Annotated in this window: 23 protein-coding genes and 1 tRNA gene; 10 read left to right on the top strand and 14 right to left on the bottom strand. The window is 64.2% G+C overall.

The window, feature by feature from the left end:
• The first annotated feature begins 63 nt into the window (after positions 1-63).
• The 3 genes from ACQY8M_RS08660 (at position 64) to ACQY8M_RS08650 (ending at position 3,886) form a co-directional block, all read left to right on the top strand.
• Positions 64-1,218, top strand: coding sequence for a trans-sulfuration enzyme family protein (locus ACQY8M_RS08660; RefSeq protein ID WP_428670870.1), 1,155 nt, complete (start codon positions 64-66; stop codon positions 1,216-1,218).
• A 269-nt stretch (positions 1,219-1,487) separates the two neighbouring features.
• The gene (locus tag ACQY8M_RS08655) at positions 1,488-2,639 is read left to right on the top strand and encodes a hypothetical protein (RefSeq protein ID WP_428670868.1); all 1,152 of its coding nucleotides are present in this window, start codon (positions 1,488-1,490) and stop codon (positions 2,637-2,639) included.
• Positions 2,636-3,886, top strand: coding sequence for a DNA cytosine methyltransferase (locus ACQY8M_RS08650; protein ID WP_428670866.1), 1,251 nt, complete (start codon positions 2,636-2,638; stop codon positions 3,884-3,886). Before ACQY8M_RS08655 ends, ACQY8M_RS08650 begins: the two co-directional genes overlap by 4 nt.
• Here ACQY8M_RS08650 and ACQY8M_RS08645 read toward each other — a convergent pair.
• The 3 genes from ACQY8M_RS08645 to ACQY8M_RS08635 form a co-directional block, all read right to left on the bottom strand.
• Positions 3,876-4,247: a very short patch repair endonuclease gene (locus ACQY8M_RS08645; RefSeq protein WP_428675340.1), complete on the bottom strand. Its 372-nt coding sequence runs from the start codon at positions 4,245-4,247 to the stop codon at positions 3,876-3,878. The genes ACQY8M_RS08650 and ACQY8M_RS08645 overlap by 11 nt on opposite strands.
• A 191-nt stretch (positions 4,248-4,438) precedes the next feature.
• Positions 4,439-5,416, bottom strand: coding sequence for a proline racemase family protein (locus tag ACQY8M_RS08640; protein ID WP_428670864.1), 978 nt, complete (start codon positions 5,414-5,416; stop codon positions 4,439-4,441).
• Positions 5,413-6,576 carry an acyl-CoA dehydrogenase family protein gene (locus tag ACQY8M_RS08635; protein ID WP_428670863.1) on the bottom strand — a complete coding sequence of 388 codons (1,164 nt, stop codon included), beginning with the start codon at positions 6,574-6,576 and terminating at the stop codon, positions 5,413-5,415. Before ACQY8M_RS08635 ends, ACQY8M_RS08640 begins: the two co-directional genes overlap by 4 nt.
• A 46-nt stretch (positions 6,577-6,622) precedes the next feature.
• Here ACQY8M_RS08635 and ACQY8M_RS08630 point away from each other — a divergent pair.
• The 4 genes from ACQY8M_RS08630 (at position 6,623) to ACQY8M_RS08615 (ending at position 10,698) form a co-directional block, all read left to right on the top strand.
• Positions 6,623-6,697: transfer RNA gene (locus ACQY8M_RS08630), tRNA-Gly, on the top strand.
• A gap of 525 nt (positions 6,698-7,222) precedes the next feature.
• Positions 7,223-7,927, top strand: coding sequence for a hypothetical protein (locus ACQY8M_RS08625; protein WP_428670861.1), 705 nt, complete (start codon positions 7,223-7,225; stop codon positions 7,925-7,927).
• Positions 7,924-8,991 carry a GSCFA domain-containing protein gene (locus ACQY8M_RS08620; RefSeq protein ID WP_428670859.1) on the top strand — a complete coding sequence of 356 codons (1,068 nt, stop codon included), beginning with the start codon at positions 7,924-7,926 and terminating at the stop codon, positions 8,989-8,991. Before ACQY8M_RS08625 ends, ACQY8M_RS08620 begins: the two co-directional genes overlap by 4 nt.
• 435 nt (positions 8,992-9,426) lie before the next feature.
• Complete coding sequence (locus ACQY8M_RS08615) at positions 9,427-10,698, top strand: enoyl-CoA hydratase/isomerase family protein (protein WP_428670857.1); 1,272 nt, start codon at positions 9,427-9,429, stop codon at positions 10,696-10,698.
• 116 nt (positions 10,699-10,814) lie between these two features.
• Here the strand turns inward: ACQY8M_RS08615 and ACQY8M_RS08610 are convergent, their stop codons facing one another.
• The 10 genes from ACQY8M_RS08610 to pyrC form a co-directional block, all read right to left on the bottom strand.
• Positions 10,815-12,035 (bottom strand): cation:proton antiporter, encoded by a 1,221-nt coding sequence (locus tag ACQY8M_RS08610; RefSeq protein ID WP_428670855.1) that lies wholly within the window; start codon positions 12,033-12,035, stop codon positions 10,815-10,817.
• Positions 12,036-12,250: 215 nt separating this feature from the next.
• On the bottom strand, positions 12,251-13,183 hold the full coding sequence (locus ACQY8M_RS08605) for a formylglycine-generating enzyme family protein (RefSeq protein WP_428675339.1): 933 nt from the start codon (positions 13,181-13,183) through the stop codon (positions 12,251-12,253).
• A gap of 59 nt (positions 13,184-13,242) precedes the next feature.
• Entirely contained in the window at positions 13,243-14,196 is a 954-nt protein-coding gene (locus tag ACQY8M_RS08600) for a helix-turn-helix domain-containing protein (protein WP_428670853.1), read from the bottom strand.
• Between the two features lie 94 nt (positions 14,197-14,290).
• A complete protein-coding gene (locus tag ACQY8M_RS08595) occupies positions 14,291-15,238 on the bottom strand; it encodes a helix-turn-helix domain-containing protein (RefSeq protein ID WP_428670851.1) in 948 nt (315 codons plus the stop codon).
• Between the two features lie 108 nt (positions 15,239-15,346).
• Positions 15,347-16,051, bottom strand: coding sequence for a carbonic anhydrase (locus ACQY8M_RS08590; protein ID WP_428670849.1), 705 nt, complete (start codon positions 16,049-16,051; stop codon positions 15,347-15,349).
• A 225-nt stretch (positions 16,052-16,276) separates the two neighbouring features.
• Entirely contained in the window at positions 16,277-17,989 is a 1,713-nt protein-coding gene (locus ACQY8M_RS08585; protein WP_428670847.1) for an arylsulfatase, read from the bottom strand.
• A 273-nt stretch (positions 17,990-18,262) separates the two neighbouring features.
• A complete protein-coding gene (locus tag ACQY8M_RS08580) occupies positions 18,263-18,850 on the bottom strand; it encodes an ActR/PrrA/RegA family redox response regulator transcription factor (RefSeq protein ID WP_428670845.1) in 588 nt (195 codons plus the stop codon).
• A gap of 25 nt (positions 18,851-18,875) precedes the next feature.
• Positions 18,876-20,216 (bottom strand): ActS/PrrB/RegB family redox-sensitive histidine kinase, encoded by a 1,341-nt coding sequence (locus ACQY8M_RS08575; RefSeq protein WP_428670843.1) that lies wholly within the window; start codon positions 20,214-20,216, stop codon positions 18,876-18,878.
• 24 nt (positions 20,217-20,240) lie between these two features.
• Entirely contained in the window at positions 20,241-21,035 is a 795-nt protein-coding gene (locus ACQY8M_RS08570) for an NUDIX hydrolase (protein ID WP_428670841.1), read from the bottom strand.
• Positions 21,036-21,117: 82 nt separating this feature from the next.
• Positions 21,118-22,161: a dihydroorotase gene (pyrC, locus tag ACQY8M_RS08565; protein WP_428670839.1), complete on the bottom strand. Its 1,044-nt coding sequence runs from the start codon at positions 22,159-22,161 to the stop codon at positions 21,118-21,120.
• Between the two features lie 49 nt (positions 22,162-22,210).
• Here pyrC and ACQY8M_RS08560 point away from each other — a divergent pair, with 49 nt between their 5' ends.
• The 3 genes from ACQY8M_RS08560 (at position 22,211) to ACQY8M_RS08550 (ending at position 25,016) form a co-directional block, all read left to right on the top strand.
• Positions 22,211-23,266: a serine hydrolase domain-containing protein gene (locus tag ACQY8M_RS08560; protein WP_428670837.1), complete on the top strand. Its 1,056-nt coding sequence runs from the start codon at positions 22,211-22,213 to the stop codon at positions 23,264-23,266.
• Entirely contained in the window at positions 23,263-24,162 is a 900-nt protein-coding gene (locus ACQY8M_RS08555; RefSeq protein WP_428670835.1) for an alpha/beta fold hydrolase, read from the top strand. The genes ACQY8M_RS08560 and ACQY8M_RS08555 overlap by 4 nt, the downstream gene beginning before the upstream one ends.
• Before the next feature lie 143 nt (positions 24,163-24,305).
• Entirely contained in the window at positions 24,306-25,016 is a 711-nt protein-coding gene (locus ACQY8M_RS08550; protein ID WP_428670833.1) for an MBL fold metallo-hydrolase, read from the top strand.
• Positions 25,017-25,023: 7 nt separating this feature from the next.
• Here the strand turns inward: ACQY8M_RS08550 and ACQY8M_RS08545 are convergent, their stop codons facing one another.
• Positions 25,024-26,217 carry a glycoside hydrolase family 5 protein gene (locus tag ACQY8M_RS08545; protein WP_428670831.1) on the bottom strand — a complete coding sequence of 398 codons (1,194 nt, stop codon included), beginning with the start codon at positions 26,215-26,217 and terminating at the stop codon, positions 25,024-25,026.
• Positions 26,218-26,235: the final 18 nt, after the last annotated feature.

Below are 26,235 nucleotides of genomic sequence, written 5' to 3'. Positions count from 1 at the left end.
CATATACAGCGATGCGACAAAAGCATCAGACGTAAGTCTTTCGTAAGCTTTCAGGGGTGCGGCATGGCAGAGAAAAAAGTCACAGCGGCATCGCTCGCAGCCCAGGCCATGGGCTGGGTCGATCCGGTGACCAAGGCCGTCGTGCCGCCGATCCATATGGCGAGCACCTATCAGCGCGACGAGGATAACGGCTATCGCTCCGGTCGCATATACGCGCGCGCCGACAATCCGACCTTCGACCAGGCCGAAGCGACCCTGGCGGCGCTCGAGGGCGGCGCTAAGGCTCTGGTCCTCTCGTCCGGCATGAGTGCGGCGACCGCCTGCTTCCTCGCCCTCGCCCCTGGCGACCACGTCGTCGTCCCGAAAGTCATGTACTGGTCGCTGCGCAACTGGCTCGCCAGCTTCGCGACGCAATGGGGCCTCGAGGTCGAGTTCGTCGATGCCGACAGGACCGACGCCATCGCCGCCGCTGTCCGGCCGAACACGACCAAGCTCGTCTGGCTCGAAACGCCGGCCAACCCGACCTGGGCGGTCAGCGACATCGCCGCAGTGGCCGAGATCGCGCACGAGGCAGGTGCGCTGCTCGCCGTCGATTCGACCGTGGCCACGCCGGTGCTGACCCGGCCGATCGAGCATGGTGCCGACATCGTCATGCATTCGGCGACCAAGTACCTCAACGGCCATTCCGACATCATCGCCGGCGCGCTGGTCGGCGCGCGCGACGATGCGCATTGGGCGAAGCTGCGCGCGATCCGGGCCCAGCTCGGCACGATCCTGGGCCAGACCGAGGCCTGGCTGCTGATGCGCGGCATGCGCACGCTGTTCCCGCGGGTCCAGTGGGCCTGCCGCTCGGCCGAGACGCTGGCCCAGAGGTTCGCGGCGCATCCCATGGTCGAGGAAGTGCTCTATCCAGGCCTACCCTCTTTCGCGGGACACGCCGCGGCAAAGAGGCAGATGACGGGTGGTTTCGGCGGCATGCTCTCGGTCCGGGTCAAGGGCGGCGAGCGCCTGGCGATCGCCACCGCGGCTCGCGTCGAGCTGTGGAAGCGCGCGACCTCGCTCGGCGGTGTCGAAAGCCTGATCGAACATCGCGCCAGCATCGAGGGTCCCGGCACGCCCTGCCCGCCCGACCTGCTGCGGCTCTCAGTCGGCGTCGAGGACAGCGGCGATCTGTACAACGACCTCGACCAGGCACTCAGGCGTGCGCACAATTCATAGGAGCGCCCCACTCCAGTGGCGCGTCCTCTCAAGCTCATTGGACTGCAGGTTTCCAGGCAGTACACCGTCTTGAGCGCAGGATGCGTCCGGTCCGGGAGTCAACACGGCGCGTTGCAACGCACGAGGGCTGGCGTATCCTCCTGAGATAGGAGCGACAGCTCCATAGATCGGCAGACTGCTCCACGCATGAATTCTTGCGACCGCCAATGATCCCGGGACTTCGGACCTACGGCGTCAGCGCGAGGGCGCGCCGCCCTCTCGTAGATTACATGATAAGCGCTCTGCTCGACGCGGGCTGCAAGATCATTCACAGCTCGTCGCCGGACCAAGCTCCCTTTATCGTTGTCTTCGAGACCGCGACCCGCGAGCGGATGGGTATCGTGGCCTACGCTTTTCTGGCCACGCGAACCCCAACTAAGAACCGTCCTGCCGATGAGAGAAGCTTCCAGATCAAGTATGGCGGCAAGGCAAGCTACGCCGCCGACAATACGCATGAGCTCTGGCAAGATCCGATGGGCATGTTCACGACGTTGCTCGTCGGGATCGAACCCGAAAGCGGCTTGTGCGTTTCGGCCGACCCGATAGTCCATAGCCCAACCAAGTTCTTCATCAGGCTCGAGTTCAAGGATGAGCATGCCGAGGCTACATTCGACCAAGGTTGGCATGCGTGGCAGCGGATCAAGCGAAATGCGTCAGTCGACGGGCTTCGTGTGGAGACACTAGTCGGCACGATGAAGACCAAGTTTCTGGACCTTATCCGCTTTGAGCGGGCCGCTCGCGGCCTGGATCCGGGCAACCGGCTGATTCTGGCCGAAAGCCAGAGCCTCGCGTTGCCAACATCGCGTGTGCGTCGACCTGATGAAGACGCCGGAGTCATGCAAATGGCCGCCGAACATCCTCTCGTGAAGCAGTTCGGGATGGCCTCCAACGAGATCCTCGACCTCATCGCCGGGGCGCGTCGGCTGAAGATGGCTGTTCGTGGGTGGGTCGCCGAGGAGCATTTGCGAGGCGCGCTCGCCGAGGTGCCGGGCGTCACCCATTGCGCGCGGCTCGATGGAGAGGGTGGCCCCGACCTTGAGATCGGATATCGGCACGGCCCATTGCTGACCGTGGAGTGCAAGAACGTCGCGCGCGAGACTGATTGTTTCGGCAATCCGAAGATGGACTTCCAGCGCACGCGGGCAGCCAAGGGCGATCCGTGCTCGCGCTACTACCGACCGGCAGAGTTCGACATCGTCGCTGCTTGCCTTCATGCCGTTTCGGCAAAGTGGGACTTCCGCTTCGCACTACCGGGCGCACTGCCGCCGCACAAGACATGCGCGGGCCGCATTGCCAGTAACATTCGCGTGGATAACCACTGGCTTGCTGACGTTCGGGAGATGTTCCTGCGGGCTTATGCAGCTAAAGGTGTGTCGGTATGACTGAGCTTACCGCGATAAGCCTGTTCACTGGCGCCGGAGGGCTCGACTTCGGGTTCGAAGCGGCGGGTTTCCGCACGGCCGTCGCCCTAGAAGTCGACGATCGTTGCTGCGCCACGCTCCGGCACAATCGGAGCTGGCCGATCATCGAGCGCGATATTGCCGCCGTGCCAACGAAGGAGCTGCTGGATCGCGCCGCACTGCAGCCCGGCCAAGCCGACGTGCTTATCGGCGGCCCACCATGCCAACCCTTCTCGAAATCCGGATTCTGGGCAACTGGTGATGCCAAGCGGCTCGACGATCCCCGGGCAACGACGCTGGAAGGCTACTTGAGGGTTCTAGCGGAAGCCCGCCCTCGCGCGTTCCTGCTCGAGAATGTCGAAGGGCTGGGTTTCAGAGGGAAGGACGAAGGTCTTCAGCTCATCCACGCCCGTCTTGCCGCGATCAACGAAACGCATGGCACGCAGTATCGGGCGACGATCGCCATCCTGAATGCTGCAGACTACGGCGTGCCACAGCTCCGGAGGCGGATCTTCGTCATCGGAGCGCGCGACGGAACGCAATTCAATTTTCCGGCAGCCACCCATCGTCCAGCTAGCGAGGATATCGCTGCCGAGGCAGATTGGACTGACGCTCGTCCTCGCCATTTGACTGCCTGGGACGCGCTGCACGACTTGCCCGAACCCAATGATCCCGACGTGCAATTGAAGGGGAAGTGGGCCGAGCTGTTGCCCACGATTCCGGAGGGAAACAACTATCTTTGGCACACGGACCGGGGTGGTGGTGAACCACTGTTCGGATGGCGTCGTCGGTACTGGTCATTCCTGCTGAAGCTGGCAAAGGATCAGCCTGCGTGGACCATTCAGGCGCAGCCAGGCCCGGCCACGGGCCCGTTCCATTGGAACAACCGTCGTTTGACAATGCGTGAGATGGCCCGCTTGCAGACATTCCCGGACGATGTCGAGATTCTGGGCACGATCGCCGACGCGCAACGGCAGCTTGGAAATGCCGTTCCGTCTCACCTTGCTGAGATGCTGGCACGCGCGATCGCTTGGCAACTTCTCGGCGCAAGAGATTGGCCCCCGCCAGTAAAGCTCGCCATCCTGCCCGCAAAGAACGGCCCACTCCATCCGGCAGTGACCCTGCCACTTCCCTCGAGATTCCTCGCCTTGCGGGGTAAGCACGAAGCTCATCCCGGGACAGGCAAGGGCAAGCGAGCCGCCGCGCGCATGCTTGCGCCTAGCGAATAGGCACCCTGCGAAGACGACGGGCCAGAGCTTGTCGGTCTTTCGTCTCGCACTCCCAGACGACGAACACGCGCCAACCCGCGGTCTTTAGGGCGTCCTTCGCTCGCACATCGCGCTCGGCATTCCGTGCCAACTTCGGCAGCCAGTATTCGGGACGCGCGCGCGGGAGCTTGGCGTGCTTGCAGCCGGCATGCTGGTGCCAGAAGCATCCGTGCACCAGAACGGCAGCCCGGTGCCGGGGCAGGACAACATCGGGTGTGCCCGGAAGGTCGTGCCTATGCAGGCGGAAGCGCAGGCCCATTGCGTGGAGGACCCGCCGTACAGTCAGCTCCGGGCGGGTGTTCTTCTTGGTGATGGAGCGCATTATACGGGAGCGCAGAGGCGAGATCGCAGTCGCTAGCGTGCTGTTCTTGCGGCTCATATGCATGTTCCGGCAATCGGCTCCGTTCCTTCCGGCTCGCTATCCTACTCATATAACCTGTCGTCCTGAGCGAAGCGAAGGACCTCACGCCGGCCCCAGAATCGCTTATCGTTCCGCCAGATCCTTCGCTTCGCTCAGGTTGACAGGCTGAAGCCGTCGCGCAGCGGATCGTCCGGATCGAACCGGAACCGCGCCTCGCTCGTGAAGTGGGCGACGCCGCCGACTTCCACGATCACCGCCTTGCGCGGGCCGACCCGCGGCGCTTCGCGGACTGCCGTTCCGGTGAAGAGCGACCCGGTGCAGCTCTCGAACCGGCGTTGATCGCCCAGACGCGCCTGACGCCGCGCCACCTGCAGCGCCATTCGCGCCGAGACTCCGCTGCCGGTCGGGCTGCGATCGATCTGCCGGCCGGCGAAGATGCAGACATTGCGGCTGGGCGTCTCGGCACCGTCGCCGCGGTCGGTCAGGATCGTGCCGTAGAGGAAGGCGAGATCGGGTTCGTCGGGATGCTCAATCGGCACGGCCTTCGAGACCGCCCGCGCAATCTCCTCGCCCGCATCGACGATCGCCCGCATCGGCGACCGGTGCAGGTCGAGGCCGATCGTATCGGCCGGCAGGAAGGCATAGAACGCGCCGCCATAAGCGACGTCGACCGTCACCGGACCCCAGGTCGCGGTCGGCGCGATGCGGTCGAGCGCGTAGGCAAAAGACGGCACGCTCTCGAAGCGCACCCAGCCGTCGGCCGCGACGCTTGCCACCACGAGGCCGCACGGACATTGCAGGCGTACCGTCGGGCCTTTCACCCGCCCGCTCTCGACCGCCCAGCGCGCGAGCGCGATGGTCGCGTGGCCGCACATCGTCGACCAGCCCTCGTTGTGCATGAACAGCACGGCGAGATCGGCGTCGGAATGATCGGGCTCGACCAGCAGCGCGCCATACATGCCGTCATGGCCGCGCGGCTCGAGCATCAGGCCGCGGCGCAGGTGATCGAAGCGCTCCTTCGCCTCGCGCCGCTTGTCGAGCAGGGTCCTGCCCGCGAAACGCGGCCAGCCGTCGACGACGATGCGCGTCGGCTCGCCGCCCGTGTGCATCTCGACGGTCGAGAGGATCACCCGAAGATCTGCGGCAGAGCCGCGCCGATCCGCTCGTTCATCATCTCGATCGACCCGTCGGTGTAGGCGGCGATCTTCGCACCGGCGAGGTGGCGGGCCAGCGGATAGTCGGCGCGCAGGCCGTTCGCACCCATCGCCTGGATGCAGTCGGCAATGCGCTGCACCGCCATGTCGGTCGCAAACTTCTTGGCATAGGCGGCGGGGAGCACCGCGTCCTGGCCCGCGTCGATCAGGCGCGCGGCGCGATAGGTCAGCAGCCGCGCCGCTTCGAGATCGGCCGCGGCGTCGACCAGCTTCCAGCGCACGCCCTGATGATCGATCACCGCCTGGCCGAAGGTCTTGCGCTGCTGCGTGTAGCGCACCGCCGTCTCGAGCGACGCCTGCAGCATGCCGCAGCACATGGCGGCGACGTAGGCGCGCGCGCCGTTGATGCCGGCCAGTGCCGCCTTGAAGGCCGCGCCCGGCGGATGCAGCACGGCCTCGTCCGGCGCGATGTAGTCGACCAGCCGGAAACCGCCGACGCCGATCGCGTGGCCGCCATGCAGCTCGAACGGCGGCTCGCGATGGAAGCCCGGCCGCTCGGCCTCGATCGCGAAGCAGGCGATGCCGCGATAGCCGTGGCTGCGGTCGGTCTGGGCATAGGCAACGGACAGTCCAGCGACGGCCGCATTGGTGATCCAGGCCTTGGCGCCGTTCAGCTTCCAACCGCCCTCGATCTGCTCGGCCTTCATCTCCAGGCCGCCGAAGTCGCTGCCCACGCCGGGCTCGCTCAGGCCCGCGCAGCCGATCAGCTCGCCGGTCAGCAGGCGCGGCAGAAGGCGTGCGACGTGTCCGGGCTGGCCGTCCCTGGCGAAGCGCGCACAGGCATTGTGGTGGTTGATCAGCGCGAAGGCGAAGGCGAAGTCGGCCTTGGCGATCTCCTCGAACGCGCGCAGCTTGCAGGAAAACGAAAGCCCCTGGCCGCCATGCGTCTTCGCCAGCTCGATGGTGTTGAGCCTGACGGCGCAGGCAGCCCGGATGGTTTCGAGCGGATAGCGCCGCTCCCATTCCCAGCGAGAGGCATTGGGCGCGACATGATCGGCGGCGAAGGCCTTGGCCTTGGCGACGACGGCGCGTTCTTCGGGCGTCAGGGTCTCGTCGAGCATGGGCCTGAGATACACGATTGGACCTTGGCGGCGCCAGCGGGCGCGCTAGAATGGCTCCTGCGCGGGTGTAGCTCAGGGGTAGAGCGTCGGCTTCCCAAGCCGTAGGTCGCGGGTTCAAATCCCGTCGCCCGCTCCAGATTCTCTTACGGAAGCGTTCAACTTGGAACGGTCCCTCGGGGCCGTTTTCTAATTCCCCATCCCGAAGATCAAAATCAGGATGGATGGGGAGGCAATAAGCCGGTCATAGCGGACGTGCGGCTCTTCGTTAGCCGGATAGCGCCATTGATGCACCGATAGTGCTGACATTCCCGAAGACACGCTGTAACACGTCGAGACGTTGACCTTGTTGGCTCCTGGCGACCGCCACCCGGCCGATCAAGGTGCAATTGACAGGGCTAACGAGGGAAGTGCCTGAAGTCGGCCAAACCTTGATCTCAAGCCTCGAACGGAGCGCCGCCTTTCGACGTGAATTCGTCAAGCCATTGTCAAATTGATCCGCAAGGAGGCCCGGAACACAATTTGGCAATTCCAGAGACTGATGTCGCCTGAACTCGCCATCCAGTCCGGCAAGCTCGCAGCCCTAGTGACCATTGGCAGGACCCACGTTCCCTGTTGAGTTTGCGGGAAACCTCTATATGTTTCTGCCCATGTGGAGAGACAAATGCGTTTTATCCTTGTTGGAGCCAGCCATTCTGTCGCGATACTAGAGGCGGCCGAGGCCAGCGGCATACCAGTAAGATTCTTTCATATAAAGAAAGCAATCTCGAGATCCACTCCGGGACCTGTTCTTTCTCCCAAGTTGAGATCGTCGTTGGACAACTGCAGCGACACAATATTCTCATCAATTGGTGGAAACGCCCACAACAATTTCGGTCTAATAGAGCACAGCAAGCCATTTGACTTCATACACCCGGACTTTCCCGCCTTGCGTCGCCCTGGCGCCAGCGGATTTGAGTGGATTCCCTATTCCGCAATAAAGGACCGGATGAAGAAAGCGGTTGGGCTCTGGTTGGATAGTTTAAGAACTTTAGCAGAGCTTTACCCAGGGAGAGTTAAACACCTCGAGTCTCCTCCCCAGATCGAAGACGAAACATTCATTCGCAACCATCTGCATGCTCGGCGGCTACGCTATCTAGGCAACAAGCCATATCAGATATCGGATCACCATCTTCGCTATAAGCTGTGGAGACTAAATTCGGATATCTTTGCCGAAAGTTGCAGGGAATGCGGCATTGAATTTATTCCGGTGCCACCTGAATCGATGGACGGGAATGGTTTTCTACGTCCTGACTTTTGGTCCAACCCGACGCACGCAAACGCCGCCTACGGAGCCCTGGTAATCAAACAAATGGTGGACGCGCAATGAAACATCCATATTCCAACGCGCCAGCCTACCGTCGATGGAGCCGTGCGATGGGCGGCGTATCGCGGGAGGATGTTGATCCGGTTGTATCATTCCCCTTCAAGATCAGTCGTTCCGACAATATCGTTACCGCGGGAAGTTGCTTCGCTCAACACATAGCAAGATATCTGACCAAGGCTGAATTCCAGCATTACGTTGCCGAGCCAGCGCATCCACTGCTGTCACCCGAGATAGCCGAAGCACATAACTACGGAATGTTTTCCGCGCGCTATGGCAATATCTATACCTCACGGCAATTGCTTCAGCTGCTCGAACGAGCCTATGGCAAGTTCACCCCTGAAGAGGATAGCTGGGCGCACGGAGATCGATTTGTCGACCCGTTCCGCCCGTCGATCAATCCGGATGGCTTCCGCACGGTAGAAGAGCTGCGGCTTGACCGTGACCAGCACCTCACCAAGGTGAAACTCGCCATACGCCGGGCGAAAGTTTTCGTCTTCACACTTGGTCTCACTGAGACATGGAGCAACAAGAAGGACGGATCTGTATACCCAGTATGCCCGGGCGTCTCCGGTGGCGTTTTTGACCCGGACAAGTACGGATTGCTTAATTTCAGTGTAAACGAGGTCGTGGCGGACATGAAGCGCGCGATACGCATAATGCGCGCGAAAAACCCCAAGGTCCGTATTATCCTGACGGTTTCACCCGTGCCGCTCGCCGCCACGGCAGAGGATCGTCATGTGCTGGTCTCCACGACAGTCTCCAAAGCTCGGCTGCGAGTGGCAGCGGACATCCTGTGTCAGGTTCTGCCAGACGTGCACTACTTTCCTTCATTCGAGATCATCACCGGGCAGCATTCCCGGGGAGACTATTTCGACGACACCCTTCGGAATGTCACGGATGATGGCGTCGAGCACGTAATGAGCCTGTTCTTCCGGCATGCGACAGACCAAAGCAGTGCTCCTCCGATACCGAGAAGGAAGAGATCGTCCATCGTTGCAAGACAAGACAGGCAACGGCAACGCGTGTCGGAAGTGCTTTGCGACGAGGCGCAACTGGATGTCGCATAGTCCGGGGTAACCGTCCTCGAACGGGAAACTGAACCGAAGACACATTCCGGCTCATTGGCGTGCTCTCCAATACCGTGTCGGATCGGTCGCGCGGCGTCGCGATTGACTGGTCCGGCATCTGTCGTGCCCCGATCGCGTCGGGTTGGCACGGCGGCGGTAGCCGTCAAGCCTAGCAATCGGCGACTGTTCGTGCGGTCGGTAGTCCTTCGGCATCGGTTATGGCGAGTGGCGGCAGCCGGTCCACAATAGGCACGTGATATCGGCTCGATTCCGGAACGCCACCGACCCGGCGCAGCACGCCGTCACGAGCGGGCTTTGCGCCGAATCTGGCCTGGCAGGCGCTTCATGCTCCACGAATTTTTTCGGCCTTCTCACCTGGAAGGAAGAGTAAGAATCCCGCTTCAGGACCGACATGTTCAGAAAAGGAAGGTCTCCATGGACACGGCCGTGGCAGCGCCGAAAACAAGCGACGACTACAACGCCGATGTGGCGGCCTTTTCCGCCTTTTGGCGCGGCGCGCCGGACAAGCAGGCCGCACGCGAAGCCCGCCATGCTTTCCTGCGTCGCCATGCGCGCACGCTCTACGACAGGCTGACCGACGGCCGGCGGAAGTTCGTGCGCGTCGAGCGGCTGGTCTACGGCGCTGCCGCGGCAGTGCCCGGCCTCGCGCCGACCAAGGCCGAAGTCGACGCCGAATCGGAGCTCAAGCAGGCGGACAAGCAGGGCGTCGAGATCGACCAGGGCATCCTCTCCAACCAGTTCCTCGCCGACCCGGAGTGCGGCCGCCATCTCTGCCACGCCATGCTGCTGCCGCGCGAGGAGTCGGTCGAGGCGCTGGCCAGGTTCCGGCGCGACGGCGTGCTCGATCTCGGCACGGCGCGGGTCGAGCGGCACGGCAAGGCCGCGGTGCTGCTGCTGTCCAACAAGCGTTTCCTCAATGCCGAGGACAATGCGACGCAAACCGCGACCGAGATCGGCGCCGACGTCTGCATCCTGGACCCCGACAGCCAGGTCGCGGTGCTGCGCGGCGACGTGGTGCCGTCCGGCAAGTATGCCGGCCGCCGCGTGTTCAACGCCGGCATCAACCTGACGCATCTCTACCACGGCAAGATCCCGTTCCTGTGGTTCCTGATCCGCGACCTGGGTTTCGTGAACAAGATGTTCCGCGGGCTGGCCAAGCCCGATGTGCCGCCCGACGAGGTCTCGGGCGATTCGATCGAGAAGCTCTGGATCTCGGCGGTCGAGACCTTCGCGATCGGCGGCGGCTGCCAGATCCTGCTTGCGACCGACTTCAACATCGCCGCGCGCGACGCCTACATGACCCTGCCGGCGCGCAAGGAAGGCATCATTCCCGCGATGGCGAACCTCCGCCTCGCGCGCTTCGTCGGCGACCGCATCGCGCGCCAGGCGATCATGTACGAACGCCGCATCGAGTGCGATTCCGACGTCGGCCGCATGATCTGCGACGAGGTCGTGGCGCCGGACGAGATCGACGCCACGATCGAGCGGGTGATCGACCGCCTGACCGGCTCGGGCGCGGTCGGCGCGATCGGCAACCGCCGTGCGCTGCGGCTCGCCGCCGAGCCGTTCGACCTCTTCCGCCAGTACGCCGCCCTCTATGCGCGGGAGCAGGCGCGCTGCCATTTCAGCCCCGCCCTGATCTCCAACCTTGAACTGTTCTGGAACGCCCAGAACAGGAAGGCGTAGCGTACCGGCGCCGCCGAGAGCCTTTGAATCTCTCTTACTTACTGCTGGGAGCGCGGCTCTCGTGGGCGCTAGCTTTGGTGCGACCTGCCCGCTACGGCGGCTCTCGACGTCCGGCCTTATGCTCTTTGGGTGAGCGCCATCCGGCGGGCGAATCGCTGTGTGAGCAAAGGCCCTAAGGTTGAGCTTACAACAAGCATCACCAGAACGGCGTTGAACATTGGCTTGTCGAGAAGCGGCTTCCCCGCCGCATTCGTCGTCTGCAGAGCCACCAAAGCCGCCGCCAGGGTCGCTGCGACCTGCGGCAAGGTAAGCGACCACATAGTTAGCCGCGCGTCTCCGCAATAGCCGAAGCTTCGACCCGCGAGCTCTGCGGCCAGCCATTTGCCAACCAGCAAGGCAGCAATTATTCCAGCTCCGGTCCAAAAATGGTCAACGATGCTTTGGACGAATAGAACCGGGTCGATCACGAACCCGGTCACAAAGAAGAAGATTGGAACGAAAAAGGCATTGCTCAGGAACTCGAGCTTTCCGGCAGCAGGTTTGTCGTGCACGGCCGAATTCACCGCAAGACCGGCGAGGAAGCTGCCGACGATTCCCGGAAGGTTGATCGCTTCCGCCAGTACCGCAGCCGTCGCAAGGATTGCCAGCAGGAGAATGAAGTAACCGCCTTCTTCATCTTCCAAGCGACGGAGGAGTCGTGCCCCGAGACGGCTGAGGCCGAAAAGTATCACGGGCACGAACACCGCAATCTCCACGAGTTGCAGCAATAATCCGCTCACGGTGAAGCCACCCACAAAGATCGGGACACAGATGGCAAAGACTACCAGGGAAAGCGTGTCCGAAAGCACCGTCGCTCCGACGGCGATCACCACGGGTTCAGAACCGGTCAGCCCCAGCCGAGCGACGATCGGGACGGCCAGCAATGTGTGAGAAGCCAACAGAGAGCCGATCACAACGGCTGGCACAACTTCGTAGCCTAGAGCAAGCGCAACGCCCGTACCCAGGAGCAACGGCATGCCGGTCGTGAGCACCCCAAAGATTATGGACCTTACCCGCTTCTGTCGAAACAGCGCGAGGTCGATGCCAAGTCCGGCGAAGAACATCAGCAACAGCTTGCCCAACTCTCCAAGAAAATCTGCGATTGGCCGTTGATCCTTGAAAAGGTCCAACACACTTGGTCCAAAAGCGACACCTACCAGCAAGAGACCCACGACGTCCGGTACGAGCGCGCGTCGACAAAGTCGTGGCACAATCACGATGAGTGCCATTCCGATTGCAAACTTGGCTATCGGGGGCAATGCACCCATATGGGCGCGGATGAAGTCAAAGGCGGACATCAACAACGCGCACCGATGTCATTTCGAATGAGTAGTAGCTACTGACAGAACCCGGCTGGAACGCCGAACATGCGCGTCAGGGGAGTGCAGCGCACGGCGATGCGTTGATGTGCCTGCACCGATGGGCTGACGGCGTGTCGTGTCGTTCAGTTCTTCGTTCCTCAGGCTCGCCCCCGTGCTGGTGCGCCGTGATAGCGGGGAGCCTTTCCGCGCAGCTATGCAGATTCGGCAACATCGCGGCTCCTCGACACACAGCGAAACCCGACATGGCTCGTCGATGTATCGACCGGCTCGGCATGACGCGCGGCCGGACGGTAACGGCGGCAGTAGTTCGGGGCGCAGAGATGCGAGCCGCCCTTCAGCACCTTGCGCGGGATACGGACATTCGGCTCGCGAGGGTCGTAGCTGCCCTTCATCGGCGCGCCACGCGGGTTCTCCGGAATGCAGCACGCCTTCGGTGCGTCGGCCGTGTGGCGGGCCGAGTACCAGTCGGCGGTCCATTCCCAGACATTGCCGATCATGTCGAAGACGCCGTAGCCGTTCGGCGGAAAGGCGCGCACAGGCGAGGTGCGCGCCCAGCCATCCGACTTCTCGTTTTCAATCGGGAAATTGCCTTGCCAGGTGTTGGCCATGTGCCTTCCCTCTGGCGTCAGCTCGTCGCCCCAGGCGAACTCGGCGCCTTCCAGCCCGCCTCGAGCGGCGAATTCCCATTCGGCTTCGGTCGGCAGCTGCTTCCCTGCCCATCTCGCATAGGCTTCGGCGTCCGTGTAGGCGATCTGCACCACGGGATGCTCGTCGAGCCCGCCGATGTGACTACCCTTGCCGCGCGGGCGCTTCCAGGTCGCGCCGAAGGTGAAGCGCCACCACTGGGTCCAGTCGCGCAAATCCACGACCTTCTTCGGTGGGGTGAACACGAGACCACCCGCCTTGAGCATATGCGGCAGGGCGTCGGGATAATCCTTGGGATCGGGATCGAGCTCAGCCCAGGTGACATACCCGGTAGCGCTTACGAAGGCACGGAACTGTGCGTTGGTGACCGGCGTCGCATCGATCCAGAAAGGATCGACGCTGACACGATGCGACGGCGCTTCCTCGGGATAGTGCCCATCGGAGCCCATGCGGAACGTGCCCGCTGGAATCTCGATCATTCCGGAGAGTGTTGCGCGTTCCACCACATCTTCCCGAAGGGACAAGTCACGGTCGGCTTTCATGTCGAAGAAGCGCCCTTCGGTCGCGCCAGGGTTTCCAGGGGTGCTTCACCGAAAAGCGCCCGATAGGCGACGGCGAACCGGCCGGGATCCGAGAACCCGATAGACCGTGCGATCTCGGCGACGCCGGTCACACCCCTGTCCGCATCACGCAACGCCGAGCGTGCCAGATTGAACCGGCGCAGGCGAGCATACTCCATCGGACTGCAGCCCAGAAAGTCCGCGCAATAGACCCGCAAGGTCCGTTCGGGCACGCCTACAGCCGCGCAAAGTCCAGGCAGCGACAGCCCAGGCCCGCCTCCCGCCAGAGCTTCCTCGAAACGTACCATGGCGGCGGCGCGCCGATTGCGTGTGGCGAACCGTCGATCAGGCTCCGCGGAGCCCAGCGCCGTCACGACTGCATGTATGAGGTCCTGCTCGAGCGCGCGGGCGACCTCGGCGCTTGCCAACAGCGCTGGTTTCCCTCCCGCGAGATGGGCTCCCTGCGCGATCAGCCGCCGCAATCTTGCGCCGCTGCCGGTGCACGGATGCACAAGCCCGTAGAAATCGAAAGAGGAGCTGCCGCCGAGCAGGGCACGGCGATGGCGTGCCAAGTCCGACGATGAGAGCAGGAGCAGACCCCAGTGCGCGGCACCCGTCACCCGCTGGTAGAATTGGTCACCCGGCCGATGCAGCACCAGACCGTTGCGCTGCAATGCAATTCCGTTCCACACCAACGAAGGCTTGCGCGAAAAGCTAAACGAGATCGCCACCGATGCCGGCGGTAAGGAGATGAACGCCAGACGAGGCGCGCCTTCCTCGACCACGAGCAGGCGGAGACATCGCATGTCGATCCATGACAGCCGCGCCGCGAACCGCGCACGGCCGGTCACGACAAAGCGGACCTCGGCGCTCGCGAGGCGAGCGCTAAAGTCGTCCGGGTCAGCGAAGCTATCGGTCCCGAACCCTGCCATCCACCTTCCGCTCGCGTGCGGGCGACCCCCTTTTCGCGGGCAGTATGGTCCCCCCCTCGAGCTCGGCTATGCAAAAACGGAAGGCCGTACCTCACTACGCAACTTTTCGGCGTAGCGATTCGGATGGTAGTTCGCCGAACAGCCCGCGGTACTCGACGGAGAAGCGGCCGAGTTCCCAGAAGCCATGCGCGGTTGCAACTCGCGTGACGGTGATCGCCGCGGGCTCGGAACGCAGGAGCATTTGGCGTGCCAGATGCATCCGTCGGAGCCAGAGATAGCGCACGGGGCCGACGCCCAGCGCTTCCTGGCAGCAGGTGCGTAGCGTGCGTTCGGACGCGCCAACCGCCGCGCAGATCTCCGGGAGATAGACGGGTTCGTCATGCTTCGCCTCGAGGAACTCGAGAAAACGGCAGACGATCTTCGCGTGCTGCCGGGGCTGCCGCCGTCGCTCGCCCGCTGCATTGGCCGTCAGTGCCGCGACCATGGCATGCGTGAGCTGCTGTTCCAAGGCCTTCGCCACGCCGGGCATCGCAAGCGTCTCGGCTGCCGTTCTGGCGAGTTCGATCGCTTGTGCGTGGAGCACCCGAATGTGCGCAAGCAACGCGGGCAGTACCCGAAGAAGATAGGTATCCGTCGGACAAGTGAGTTCGCGACCAGCGATCGCCTCCCCGGCGGCTGCGAGATCGGCATGCGCAAGGGACATCGCCCCCCAGTCATAGGCTCCGTCGGCGCGCACCACGCTCGTGGCGCCCACGCCGAACACGGCGAAGTCGTCCGCCTTCATTTCCAGCCCGCCGAGCCGCGAGGGGGTCTGCCCATCGGAGACGAAGTTCACCACCGCGCGCTTCATGTCCATCGTAGAGCGAGAAATTCTCGGCAGGTTGTCGGAGCCTGACTGAATCCACAGTCGATCGAAATCGACGCGCGCCAGTTCGGCCCGGAAGTCGCCGCGGCCGAGCGACAGGATGGTCGCGTGGCTGGCGCGGACCTTCTCCTGGTAGGCATCGGGATCGGTGAAGGTAAAGACCCGGCTCTGTGCCATTGTCGGCCCCCGCGCGTATCTCCAGTTTAGTCCTTCAACGTGGTATGGCGGCTGACACTATTGGCGTTCGCGAGGAGCTAGCCAAGGATATTCGCGGTGTCTCATCACCTAGACCAGCGCGACCTTACCGGTGGCCAGGTTGTAGACGGCACCGACGATGCGAAGCTTCCCTCCGACAACGAGGTCGGCGAGGATCGGCCTGGCCTCGACGAGGCGCTGGACGGTGTAGCGCACGTTCGCGACGGCGGCCCGCTCGGGCAAGTCGTCGCCCGACTCCTTGAGGACAGGCGCAATTCCGGGCTTCATGGCCCGCACGAGATCGGCGATGTGGCCGGGCAAGTCATTGCCCTTTTGCAGCGCGCCGACCGTGGCATTCACGGCGCCGCACGCCGTATGACCAAGGACCATGACGATCTTCGTTCCGAGAACGGCGGCGCCATACTCCAGGCTCGCAAGTCCATCGGGCGTCATGAAATTGCCGGCGACACGCACCACGAAGAGGTCGCCCGGCATTCGGTCGAAGGCGAGCTCGGGCGCGACCCGGGAGTCGGCACAGCCCAGAATGGCCGCGAACGGCGCCTGGCCCTGCGCCCGAGCCGCGCGGCTGGCGGAGAAATCCCGCTCGTTCAACCGGTTCGACGCATATCGCTCATTTCCTTCCAGCAGGAGGTTGAGCGCCGCATCGGGAGTTTCGGCCGCTCTGACGGGTTGCGACTTTGCTGGGCCGATGCAGGTCGTGACCGCCGCTGCAGCCAGTCCACCGCCCAAGACAAGGCGTCGGGACAAACCGCGCGCAAAGCAGGCATTGCACATCGCCGGAGCTCCTTCATCGCGACATCTGAGCTATTGCAAGGCTGGCGCCGCAACCAACCTCGTATCGACGGGTGTCTGATTGCATTCGGGCGCTAATCGAGGTGAGCAAACCGCCGGAGGCGCAATGCGCTTCCGGCCGCGAAGGCGGTGATGACCCGCTTTGCGGCGCCATCAATCGGCGGGCGCCACTTCCCTGGCGCCCGCCGTTATGGCTCGGCACACCAGCTATTCACTCGGGTTGCGGTGTCCGTCTTTCTTCATCCGATCCAAAATGGCCGACAAGTTGTAGCTCGATGGGTCCTGGAGCGGTGGGAATGCGGCGTAAGACTCGAGCTCCTTCGTCCACAGCAACTGGCCGATCGGCAGGATGTTCCAGTTGTAAAGGTAAGCGGTGCTCGGACCGGCTAACGCGCCGCCATATCCCATCGTGGTCTTGTCTTGGGTGGCGACAGCGATCTCGAAGGGGTCGCGCAGAATGTTCCCAATCTGGGTCCAGTGATAGGTCGTGGCCCCTGTTATTCCCCCTGTCGAGGTATCGGGGAACATCGTGTAGTAGAACTTCCAGTTCTTGTATCGAACGGCCGACGGTACGGGGCCGGTGTAATAGAAGAACGTATCCCGCGCCGATTTCTCGCTCTTCCCTTCGAGATAATCGCGCTGATCGAAGCCATCGAGCGTCGTCTTGACGATGCCGGGGTACGTGCCCGCTTCGATCTGCTTCTTCAACGCGTCGCCCTTTGGTCCGCCGGCGGCGTTCACCAATGTCGGCAGCCAATCGAGGGACGCAAACATTTCCTTCTTGACCGTGCCTGGCTTGATGTGATTCGGCCAGCGCACGACGAGCGGCGCGCGCATGCCGCCTTCCCAAGTGGTGAGTTTTCCGCCTCGGAATGGAGTCGTGCCGCCGTCTGGATAGGTAATGACTTCCGCACCATTGTCGGTCGTGAACACGACGATCGTGTTGTCGAGCTGGCCCATATCTTCCAGCTTTTTCAGCACGTAGCCGATGTTGTCGTCCATCTGCTTCATGCCGGCTTCGTTGATGCCCCAGTCCTTGCCGCCCTTCTCGCCCATCATGTCGAGGTACTTCGGCGGCAACACCGTCGTAATGTGCATACGCGCAGGGTTGTACCAGACGAAAAACGGCTTGTTGGTCTTCTTGGGATCGTTGCGGTCGAGATAATCGATGACCTTCGCCGAGATCTCCTCGTCCACGGTCTTCGAGCGCTCGAGCGTCAGCGGCCCCTCGTCCTGGCAGGTCTGGTTCTTCGCCGTTCCATCGGAAGACTTGCAAGCGAGAACCGGACGCGGCGGCGTCAGGCAGGTCGCGGTTCTGGGATCCACCGCGCCCGGGACCTCGGGAAGACCCGGTATTGGCGTGTTCCTGCACGGCGGAGCGATGCCCTGTTCGGCAGGGCTCTTGTTGATGTCGAAGAAGCTGACGCCCTGCATGGCGTCGAGGTGATACAGATAGCCCCAGAATTCGTTGAAGCCGTGCGCGGTCGGCAGTGCGTCGGTGTGATCGCCCAAGTGGTTCTTGCCAAATTCACCGGTGTTGTAGCCAAGGTCGTTCAGGAACTTGGCGAGCGCCGGCGTCCCTGGCTGCAGGTAGGACGGGCTGCCAGGAAGCTGCGGCGGGATCATCCCAGTGCGCAGCGGATGCATTCCGGTGAAGAAGGAATTGCGGCCCGCGGTGCAACTCTGCTCCGCGTAGTAGTGCATGAAAATCGCGCCTTCGTTGCCGATACGGTCGATGTTCGGCGTTTCGCCGACCATCAGCCCGCGATGGTAGATGCTCGGCTGCATCCAGCCGATGTCGTCTCCCATGATGAAGAGGATGTTGGGCTTCGCCGGTGCCTGGGCGCCGGCAGGTGATGTCGCGAGCACAGCTGCCACGGCAGCACTGCTTGCGGAGAGGAGCAGTCGCTTAAGGTCCATCTCTCGAACCTCCTTTGGGCTGACGAAACATGAGGGCACAGCGCACCGGATGAGTCGGATCGCTGCGCAGGATCACTGAGGAACCAGCGATGCGTGATCGTCCTCTCGCACCGTGCGAGCGGCTATGCATTTTCGGCAAAGTGGGATGTGGAGCACGCGGCCAATGACGACGGTGCTCAAGACACGCGCGCGCGTCAGCACTTACGAGGCGGAGCGTTCTCCCAACGTCGAAATGCCGATAGAGTCCGGGTATTCGACGGTGCTGCAGCCCGGCTAATGCTCCCTGGGCGCGTGCTTGCCCAGGATGCGCTGCAACGTGCGCCGGTGCATGTTGAGGCGCCGCGCCGTCTCCGAGACATTGCGGTCGCACTGCTCGAAGACGCGCTGGATGTGCTCCCAGCGCACCCGGTCGGCCGACATCGGGTTGGAGGGCGGCGGCGGCAGCTTGCGGCCGTGCGCGGTCAGCGCCTGCTCGATGGCGTCGGCATCGGCCGGCTTGGCGAGATAGTCGACCGCGCCTTCCTTTACCGCTGCGACGGCGGTGGCGATGTTGCCGTAGCCGGTCAGCACGACGATGCGGATGTCCGGCCGCGCCTGGCGCAGCGGTCCGACCAGCTCGAGCCCGTTGCCGTCGCCCAGCCGCAGGTCGAGCACGGCGAACGCCGGCGGCCGCGCGGTCTGGGCCAGCGCTTCGGCGACCGACCCCACGGCCGTCACAATGAAACCACGCAGCTCGAGCGCGCGCGCGATCCGGTTCCGGAATGCCGCATCGTCGTCGGCGATCAGCAGCGTCCGGTCCTTGGCATTCGTCGCGCCAACCAGGATGGGCGAGACTGGGCGGGGGGCGCCTATGTCACTCATGACCTCTCCTTGGACATTTTCGCCGCTATGTAGCCCTGAAGACCGGATTTGGCCAGCGCACCGCCACGGCGGCTCCCCCCGGCCCCTCGCTGCGATTTCCGAAGCTCACCGAGGCGCCGGTCCGTTCCAGCAGCGTCTTGGCGATAAAGACCCCCAGGCCCATGTGGCCTTCCACACCTTGCCGGGTCGAAATGAAGGGTGTCCCGAGTTCGTCCAGCAGGGCCTCGGAGAAGCCGGGCCCATCGTCCGACACCTCGACCTCCGACCATTCCGTGGTCCAGCGCGTGGCGATATGAATCTCCCGGTTTGCAAAGGACACGGCGTTCTGAACGATGTTGCCGATGCCCTGCAGGATCTCCGGGCTCCGCAGCTGGATCGGCGCGGTGGTCGGCACGGCTTCGCCGATCGGCCCCGCCTCGAAGGTGATGGCAATGCCCTCGCGCTGGTAATTCTGCGCGGCAGCTTCGATCAGTGCCGGCAGCGGCACCAGCACATAGGCGTCCGATACGTCGCCGGCCGGATCGACCGACAGCCGCGCCAGGATGGAGCGGCAGCGCTCGGACTCGGCCGCCAGGAGCTCGACATCCTCGCGCAGCGGATCGTCGGGCTCGACCTCGCGCAGCATCTCCTTGGCGACGACGGCGATGGTCGACAAGGGCGAGCCGAGCTCGTGCGCCGCCGCCGCCGCCAGCGCGCCCAGGGCCGACATGCGCTGCTCCTGGGCCAGAGCGGCCTGTGCGGCCAGCAGGGCGGCGTTCATCTGGCGCGCTTCTTCCGCCAGCCGCCAGCCGTAGAGCGTGACCAGAAGGGTGGTGAGGCTGAGGCCAACCCAGGCGCCGGCCTGGTAGATGTCGGGCAGTTCCGGCGGCGTGCCCGTCCAGGGCAGTGGCTGATGCAGCACGCCCAGCAGGCCGATGCTGACGATGGTCAGCAGCGACAAGGCGATGTTGCTCGCCAGCGACAGGATGGTGGCGCCGATCGCGACCGGCGCCATTAGCAGCAGCGAAAACGGATTGGTGAGACCGCCGGTCAGGTAGAGCAGCACGGCGAGCTGCACGATGTCGAAGGCCAGGAAGATCGTGGCCTCGCGGTCGTCGATGCGCGCCGAGGCCGGACGGCCGAGGCTGACCGCGAGGTTGAGCAGGGCCGACAAGGCGATGGTGCCGCCGACCGGCAGCAGCGGCAGGGTGAAGCCCAGGCCCCAATGGACGACCGACACGGTGAAGAGCTGGCCAGCGACGGCACCCCAGCGGATCAGCACCAGCGTGCGCAACCGCACGCCGCCACGCGGCGGCAGGCCGGGGCTGGACGAGGCCAGCGGCGCTGGACCGGCGGGCGGCGAGGATTGCTCGACGCGCGCGGCCATAGGCTATGCCTCGATCATGAGGGGCTATTCCTCGATCATGAGATGCTTGCGATGCACCGTGATGAAAAGCGGGATCTTGCGCTGCTGCGTGCGGTCGGGCGGTTCCTTCACCAGCCGGCCGATCTCGCCCAGGATCAGCCCGGTGATGGTCGGCAGCGGCAGCTCGCGCGCCTCGTCGAGCTTGACCCAACGGATGTCGCCCATCTCGCTCGAGTGGCGGATCTCGCCACTCGCGTCCTCGGCCCGCGCCATGAAGAAGCGCGCGTTGAAGCGGCGCGGCCGGCCGGGTGGCGTGACGGCGCGCGCGATCAGGTCGAGCGAATCGAGAGCGGGCGCCAGGCCCTGATCGAGGAAGCCCTTCCAATGCTCGCCATAGTCCTTCTTCGGCGCACCGCCGGCGAGCGGCTTGCCGAGGATCAGGCCGCTCTCCTCGAAGGTCTCGCGGATGGCCGCGACGCCGAGCGCCTTGGCGCGCTGCTCGCTCGCGGCATGCAGCAGCCGCTCCTTGACGTGCGGGTCGAACGGCGTGGCGACCGGGACATGGGCATCGGGCTTGTCAACGCGCCCGCCCGGAAAGACGTAGCGGTTCGGCATGAAAGCCGACTTGGCCGCGCGGCAGCCCATCAGCACCTCGGGCGTGTCGCCCTTCATGCGCACCAGGATCAGCGTCGCGGCATCGCGCGGCCGCATGTAGGGGTAGCTCTCCTCGACCTTTTCGACCGGCCGCTCCTGGCCGGGCGTCAGCGGGATATCGCCGTGGACATAGCCTTTGTCGGTGCCGCGTACGACGGCGCCTTCGGGGATGGTTGGTTTGCTCATGGGCAAGACGATAAAGCATATGTCGCCCCGAGCGAAGTGAAGGACCTCAACCTCCACCACAGACTCGGTGATCGATAGGAAGCTAGAACGACCACCCCACTGCCGTATCCGGCCGGAACACCACGATGCTCTTGTTGCCGCCGGGTACCTCGACCTGCTCCGGCGCTTCCATCGGCTTGGCTTGCAGGGTAATGCGCGCCTCGTTGGGTGGCAGGCCGTAGAAGCGCGGGCCGTTCAGCGAGGCGAAGGCCTCGAGCTTGTCGAGCGCGTTCTCTTCCATGAAGATCTGGGCATAGACCTGCATCGCCACCGGCGCGTTGAACACGCCGGCGCAGCCGCAGGCGCATTCCTTGGTGTCCATCGTGTGAGGTGCGGTGTCGGTGCCGAGGAAGAATTGCGCGCTGCCCGAGGTCGCCGCCTTGCGCAGTGCGAGACGGTGCTCCTCGCGCTTGGCGATCGGCAGGCAGTAGAAGTGCGGACGGATGCCGCCCTTGAAGATCGCATTGCGGTTGTAGCTGAGATGATGCGGCGTGATCGTCCCGCCCAGCCGGCCGGGATGGGCCTCGACGAACTGCACGCCCTCGCGCGTAGTGATGTGCTCGAGCACGACCTTCAGGCCCGGATGGCGCTTCAGCAGCGGCGCCAGCACCTTGTCCAAAAACACCGCCTCGCGGTCGAAGATGTCGACCTCGGGATCGGTGACCTCGCCATGCACCAGGAGCGGCATGCCGGCCTTCTCCATCGCCTCGAGGCCGCGGGCGATCGCGTCCATCGAGGTCACGCCATGGGCCGAGTTGGTCGTGGCGTGGGCCGGATAGAGCTTGGCGGCGACCCACACGCCCTCCTCCTTGCCGCGCGCCAGCTCGGCCGGATCGGCGCCGTCGGTCAGGTAGCAGGTCATCAGCGGCTCGAAAGCCAGCCCGGCCGGAACCGCTCTGCGAATACGCTCGCGATAGGCGGCGGCCTCGGCGACCTTCGTCACCGGCGGCACCAGGTTGGGCATGATGATGCCGCGGGCGAACTGGCGCGCCGTGTGCACCGCGCAGGCAGCCAGCATCGCGCCGTCGCGCAGATGGACGTGCCAGTCGTCGGGCCGGCGGAGAGAGAGCGTCGTGGGCTGGGACATATGCGTTTCTACGCTTGCTCCCGCACCCCCTCCAATGTTGATTGCGGGCATGACCGACCTGAAAGATGCCATTGCCTTCGCCCAGTCCATCGAGTCCAAATGGGCGGCGGACATGAAGATGCCCGACGGGCAGTTCGTGATGACCTGGGATTCGGGCGAGAAGGCGCCGGACGACGAGATGCTGGGGCCTGTGGCCCACCGGGGCGGCCATTCCGGCATCGTCTATCGCGGCGGCAAGCTGCTGGCCGAATGGGGCGACACCAACCGCGCCGACATGACCTTCAGCGTCGCCAAGAGCTTCCTCTCTCTGCTGGCGGGCCTCGCGGTCGGCGACGGGCTGATCCGGAGCCTCGACGACAAGGTCGCCGACTACAAGCTGGATGACGGCTTCGCCAGCGCGCAGAACAAGGACATCACCTGGCGCCACCTGCTGACCCAGACCAGCGAATGGTCGGGCACGCTGTTCGGCAAGGAGGACCGCATCGACCACAACCGCGTGGTCGGGCTGCAGGTCGCCGAGGGCCCCAAGGGCACGCGCCGCGCGATGAAAACGCCGGGCAGCTACTACGAATACAACGACGTGCGGGTGAACCGGCTGTCGCTCTGCCTGCTGCAGCTCTTCAAGGAGCCGCTGCCATCGGTGCTGAAGCGTCGCATCATGGATCCAATCGGCGCCTCGAACGGCTGGCGCTGGGAAGGCTATCGCAACTCGACGGTGACGATCGACGGCAAGCCGATGGTCTCGGTTCCGGGCGGCGGCCACTGGGGCGGCGGTATCGTGATCTCCGCCCGCGACCTCGCGCTGATGGGCCTGCTGGTGGCGCAGGGCGGCGTCTGGAACGGCCAGCAGCTGCTGCCCAAGGGCTGGACCGCGGAGCTGGTGAAGCCCTGCCCCGTCGCGCCGTTCTACGGGCTGATGTGGTGGCTCAACACAGACCGGCGCCAGTTCGCGGCAGCCTCGGAGCGCAGCTACTTCGCCTTCGGCTGGGGCAGCCACATCGTCTGGATCGATCCGGACAACGATCTCGTCACCGTGCTGCGCTGGGTCGAGCGCAAGCAGGCCGGTGGATTCGTCGACCGTCTTCTGGGTGCCCTCAAGCAATGAGCATCGACTACTCTGCCGTCCCGCGCATGCCGGACGGCCGCACGGCCCTCGAAACCATCGAGGCCGTCGCCGCCACCGCGCGCACCGTCAAGGTGCCGATGGGCCCCAGAAGCGCCGGAGGAAACGGCCAGCAGATGTGGCACATCTGGGGCGAAGGCTCCGGCAAGCCCGCGCTGCTCCTGTTCCACGGCGGCTCGGGCTCGTGGATCCATTGGATCCGCAACGTGCAACCGCTGTCACAGCATTTCACGGTCTACGCCTACGACGCGCCGGGGCTGGGCGACAGCGACCCGCCCGACGACGTGCGCGACATCTGGTCGGTGACGCACTGCGTCGATCACGCCGTACGGGAATTGCTGCCGAAGGACGAGAAGTTCTTCCTCACCGGCTTCTCGTTCGGCGGCATGGTGTCGGGCCATCTTGCGACGCTGATGCCCGAGCGCATCAGGCGCATCGTGTTCGTCGGCGCCGGCGGGCTGAAGGCGACGCGCAAGCCGACCGAGAAGCTGCATAAGCTGCTGCCCACGATGGCGCCGCAGGTGCTGGCCGACGAGGCGCGGCGCAATCTCGAGCTGCTGATGCTGCACGACCCCAAGAACGTCGACGGCGTCGCCATCCACATGCAGATCATGAATACCACACGCGCCAAGACGCGCAGCCGCGACATGGGCATCGCCGGCGCGCTGTCGAACGTGCTGCCGCAGGTGAAGACGCCCTTCACCGGCATCTGGGGCGAGTTCGATTCGACGACCTATCCCTACATCCAGGAACGCATCGACCTGTTCACGGCGCTGCAGCCGGACTTCCGGATGCACCTCATCCCCGGCGCCGGCCATTGGGTCGCCTACGAGGCGGCCGACGCCTTCAACGCCAAGCTGCTCGAGGTGCTGCGCTAGTGCGCACCGTCGAGCCAAAGGCACCGTGTCATCCCGAGCGCAGCGAGGGATCTATGGAACCAAGTGCATAGATCCCTCGCTGCGCTCGGGATGACACGATCCTGCAATTGCGGACGGGGCTCGGAAGGGCCACGCTGCGGAACATGAAAACCGAAGTCACCGAGATCGCCGACAAGATCTATCGCCTTTCGACCCTGGTCCCTCAGATCGGGCCGAACGGCTTCACCTTCAACCAGTTCCTGGTCGACGCCGACGAGCCGCTGCTGTTCCACTACGGCCATCGCGCGATGTTTCCGCTGATCAGCGCGGCGGTGAAAAGCGTGATCCCGCTCGACAGGCTGCGCTGGACGACCTGCAGCCACGTCGAGGGCGACGAATCGGGCGCGATCAACGAATGGCTGGCGGCGGCGCCCAATGCCACGCCGGCGCACGGTCAGGTCGGCATCAACATCTGGGTCACCGACATGGCCAACCGCGCGCCGCGCGTGCTGAAGGACGACGAGGTCATCGATCTCGGCGGCAAGAAGGTGCGCTGGCTCGACACGCCGCACGTGCCGCACAACTGGGATGCCGGGCTGATCTACGAGGAGACGACCGGCACGCTGTTCAGCAGCGATCTCTTCACCCAGATGGGTCCCTGCGAGGCGACGACAAGCGGCGACATCGTCGATGCCGCGATCGCCACCGAGAAGGCGATCCCCTACATGCCGAGCACGCCGCAGGCCGAACCGACCTTGCGCCGGCTCGCTGCACTGTCGCCGAAGACGATCGCCCTGATGCACGGCCCGACCTTCAAGGGCGACGGCGCCGCTGCTTTGACGGCGCTGGCCGAGTACTACGCAGCAAAGCACTGACCTTTCATTACGGCGCTGCCTTCAACCCCAGCGACTCGAGATAGCTCCAGCGCACGGTCGCGTTCGGCAGGCGCATGCCGTCGAGATATTGGGTCAATGCCCGCTGGATCAACGCGTCGGACGGTTTCACCGCAGTACGGCCGTCGGCGAAGGCGACGATCTCGTTCCAACCGTCAGGACGCGGGATCGAGACGACGGTCGAGGGCGTATCGAGGTTCTTGTAGGTCCAGAACGACCAGCCGATGCCGTGCGTCTCATGCAGCGCGCGAAACTGCTCGTTCCATTCATCGGTCAACTCGCCGGTCTCGCCGAGGAAGAGCGGCACGTTGTAGCGATTCGAGAAGTTGAGATGGCGCTGGATCGAGTCGCGCTCCGTGCTCGCCCAGAATGAATGATAGGTGTAGGCAAGATTGTCGGTGAAGGGTGGGCCGAACATGTCGAAGCTCGAGCTCCACTGCCCACCGGCAAGGATCACGACACGCCCTGGATCGACCGAACGGATCGCCTCGGTCACCTTCCTGTAGAACGGCTCGAGCCTTGGATTGAGCGTCGCCACGTCATGATAGGGCGCGATCGGCTCATTCAGGATGTCGTAGCCCAGGATCGCCGGATTGCCCGCATAGCGCCTGGCGATCGCCTGCCAAAGGGCGACGGTGAGGGCGCGATGGCGCGGCACGTAGAACATCAGCGGGTAGCCCGGCCCGTCGTCATGGTTGATGCCGGTCTGGCCGCCGGGTGCGGCATGCAGATCGACGATCGCGTACAGGCCGGCCTCGCGCACCCAGCCCAGCACGCGATCGAGCAGTGCCCAGCCGGGGCCGGTCATCGAGCCGTCGGCCGTCATGAACAAGCCCCAGTGCAGCGGGATGCGCACCGTGTTGAAGCCGACCGACTTGATGAACCGGATGTCGTCCTCGGTGATGTAGCGCTCGCGGAAATCGGTCCAGAACACGCGCGCCCGTTCGGGACCCAGCAGGCGCTCGAATGCGCCGTAGATCTGATTCGGTGCCTTGGCGACCTCGAACTTGAACATGTAGCCTTCGGGCATCAGCCAGTTGCCGAAGCTGATCCCCTTGATGTGCAACACCTTGCCATCCGGCGCGACGAAGCTCCTGCCTTGCGTCCGGACCAGTCCGGTCTCGGCCGTCGCCGGGACAGCGAGCGAGAGCACGATCATCAGTGCAACAAGCAGCGAACGCATGACGCAACTGTAACAGAC

The sequence above is a fragment of the Reyranella sp. genome (assembly GCF_965279465.1).
Classification (GTDB): Bacteria; Pseudomonadota; Alphaproteobacteria; order Reyranellales; family Reyranellaceae; genus Reyranella.
Note: the sequence above shows the minus strand (reverse complement) of the source record. Positions and strands in the feature narration are given on the sequence as shown.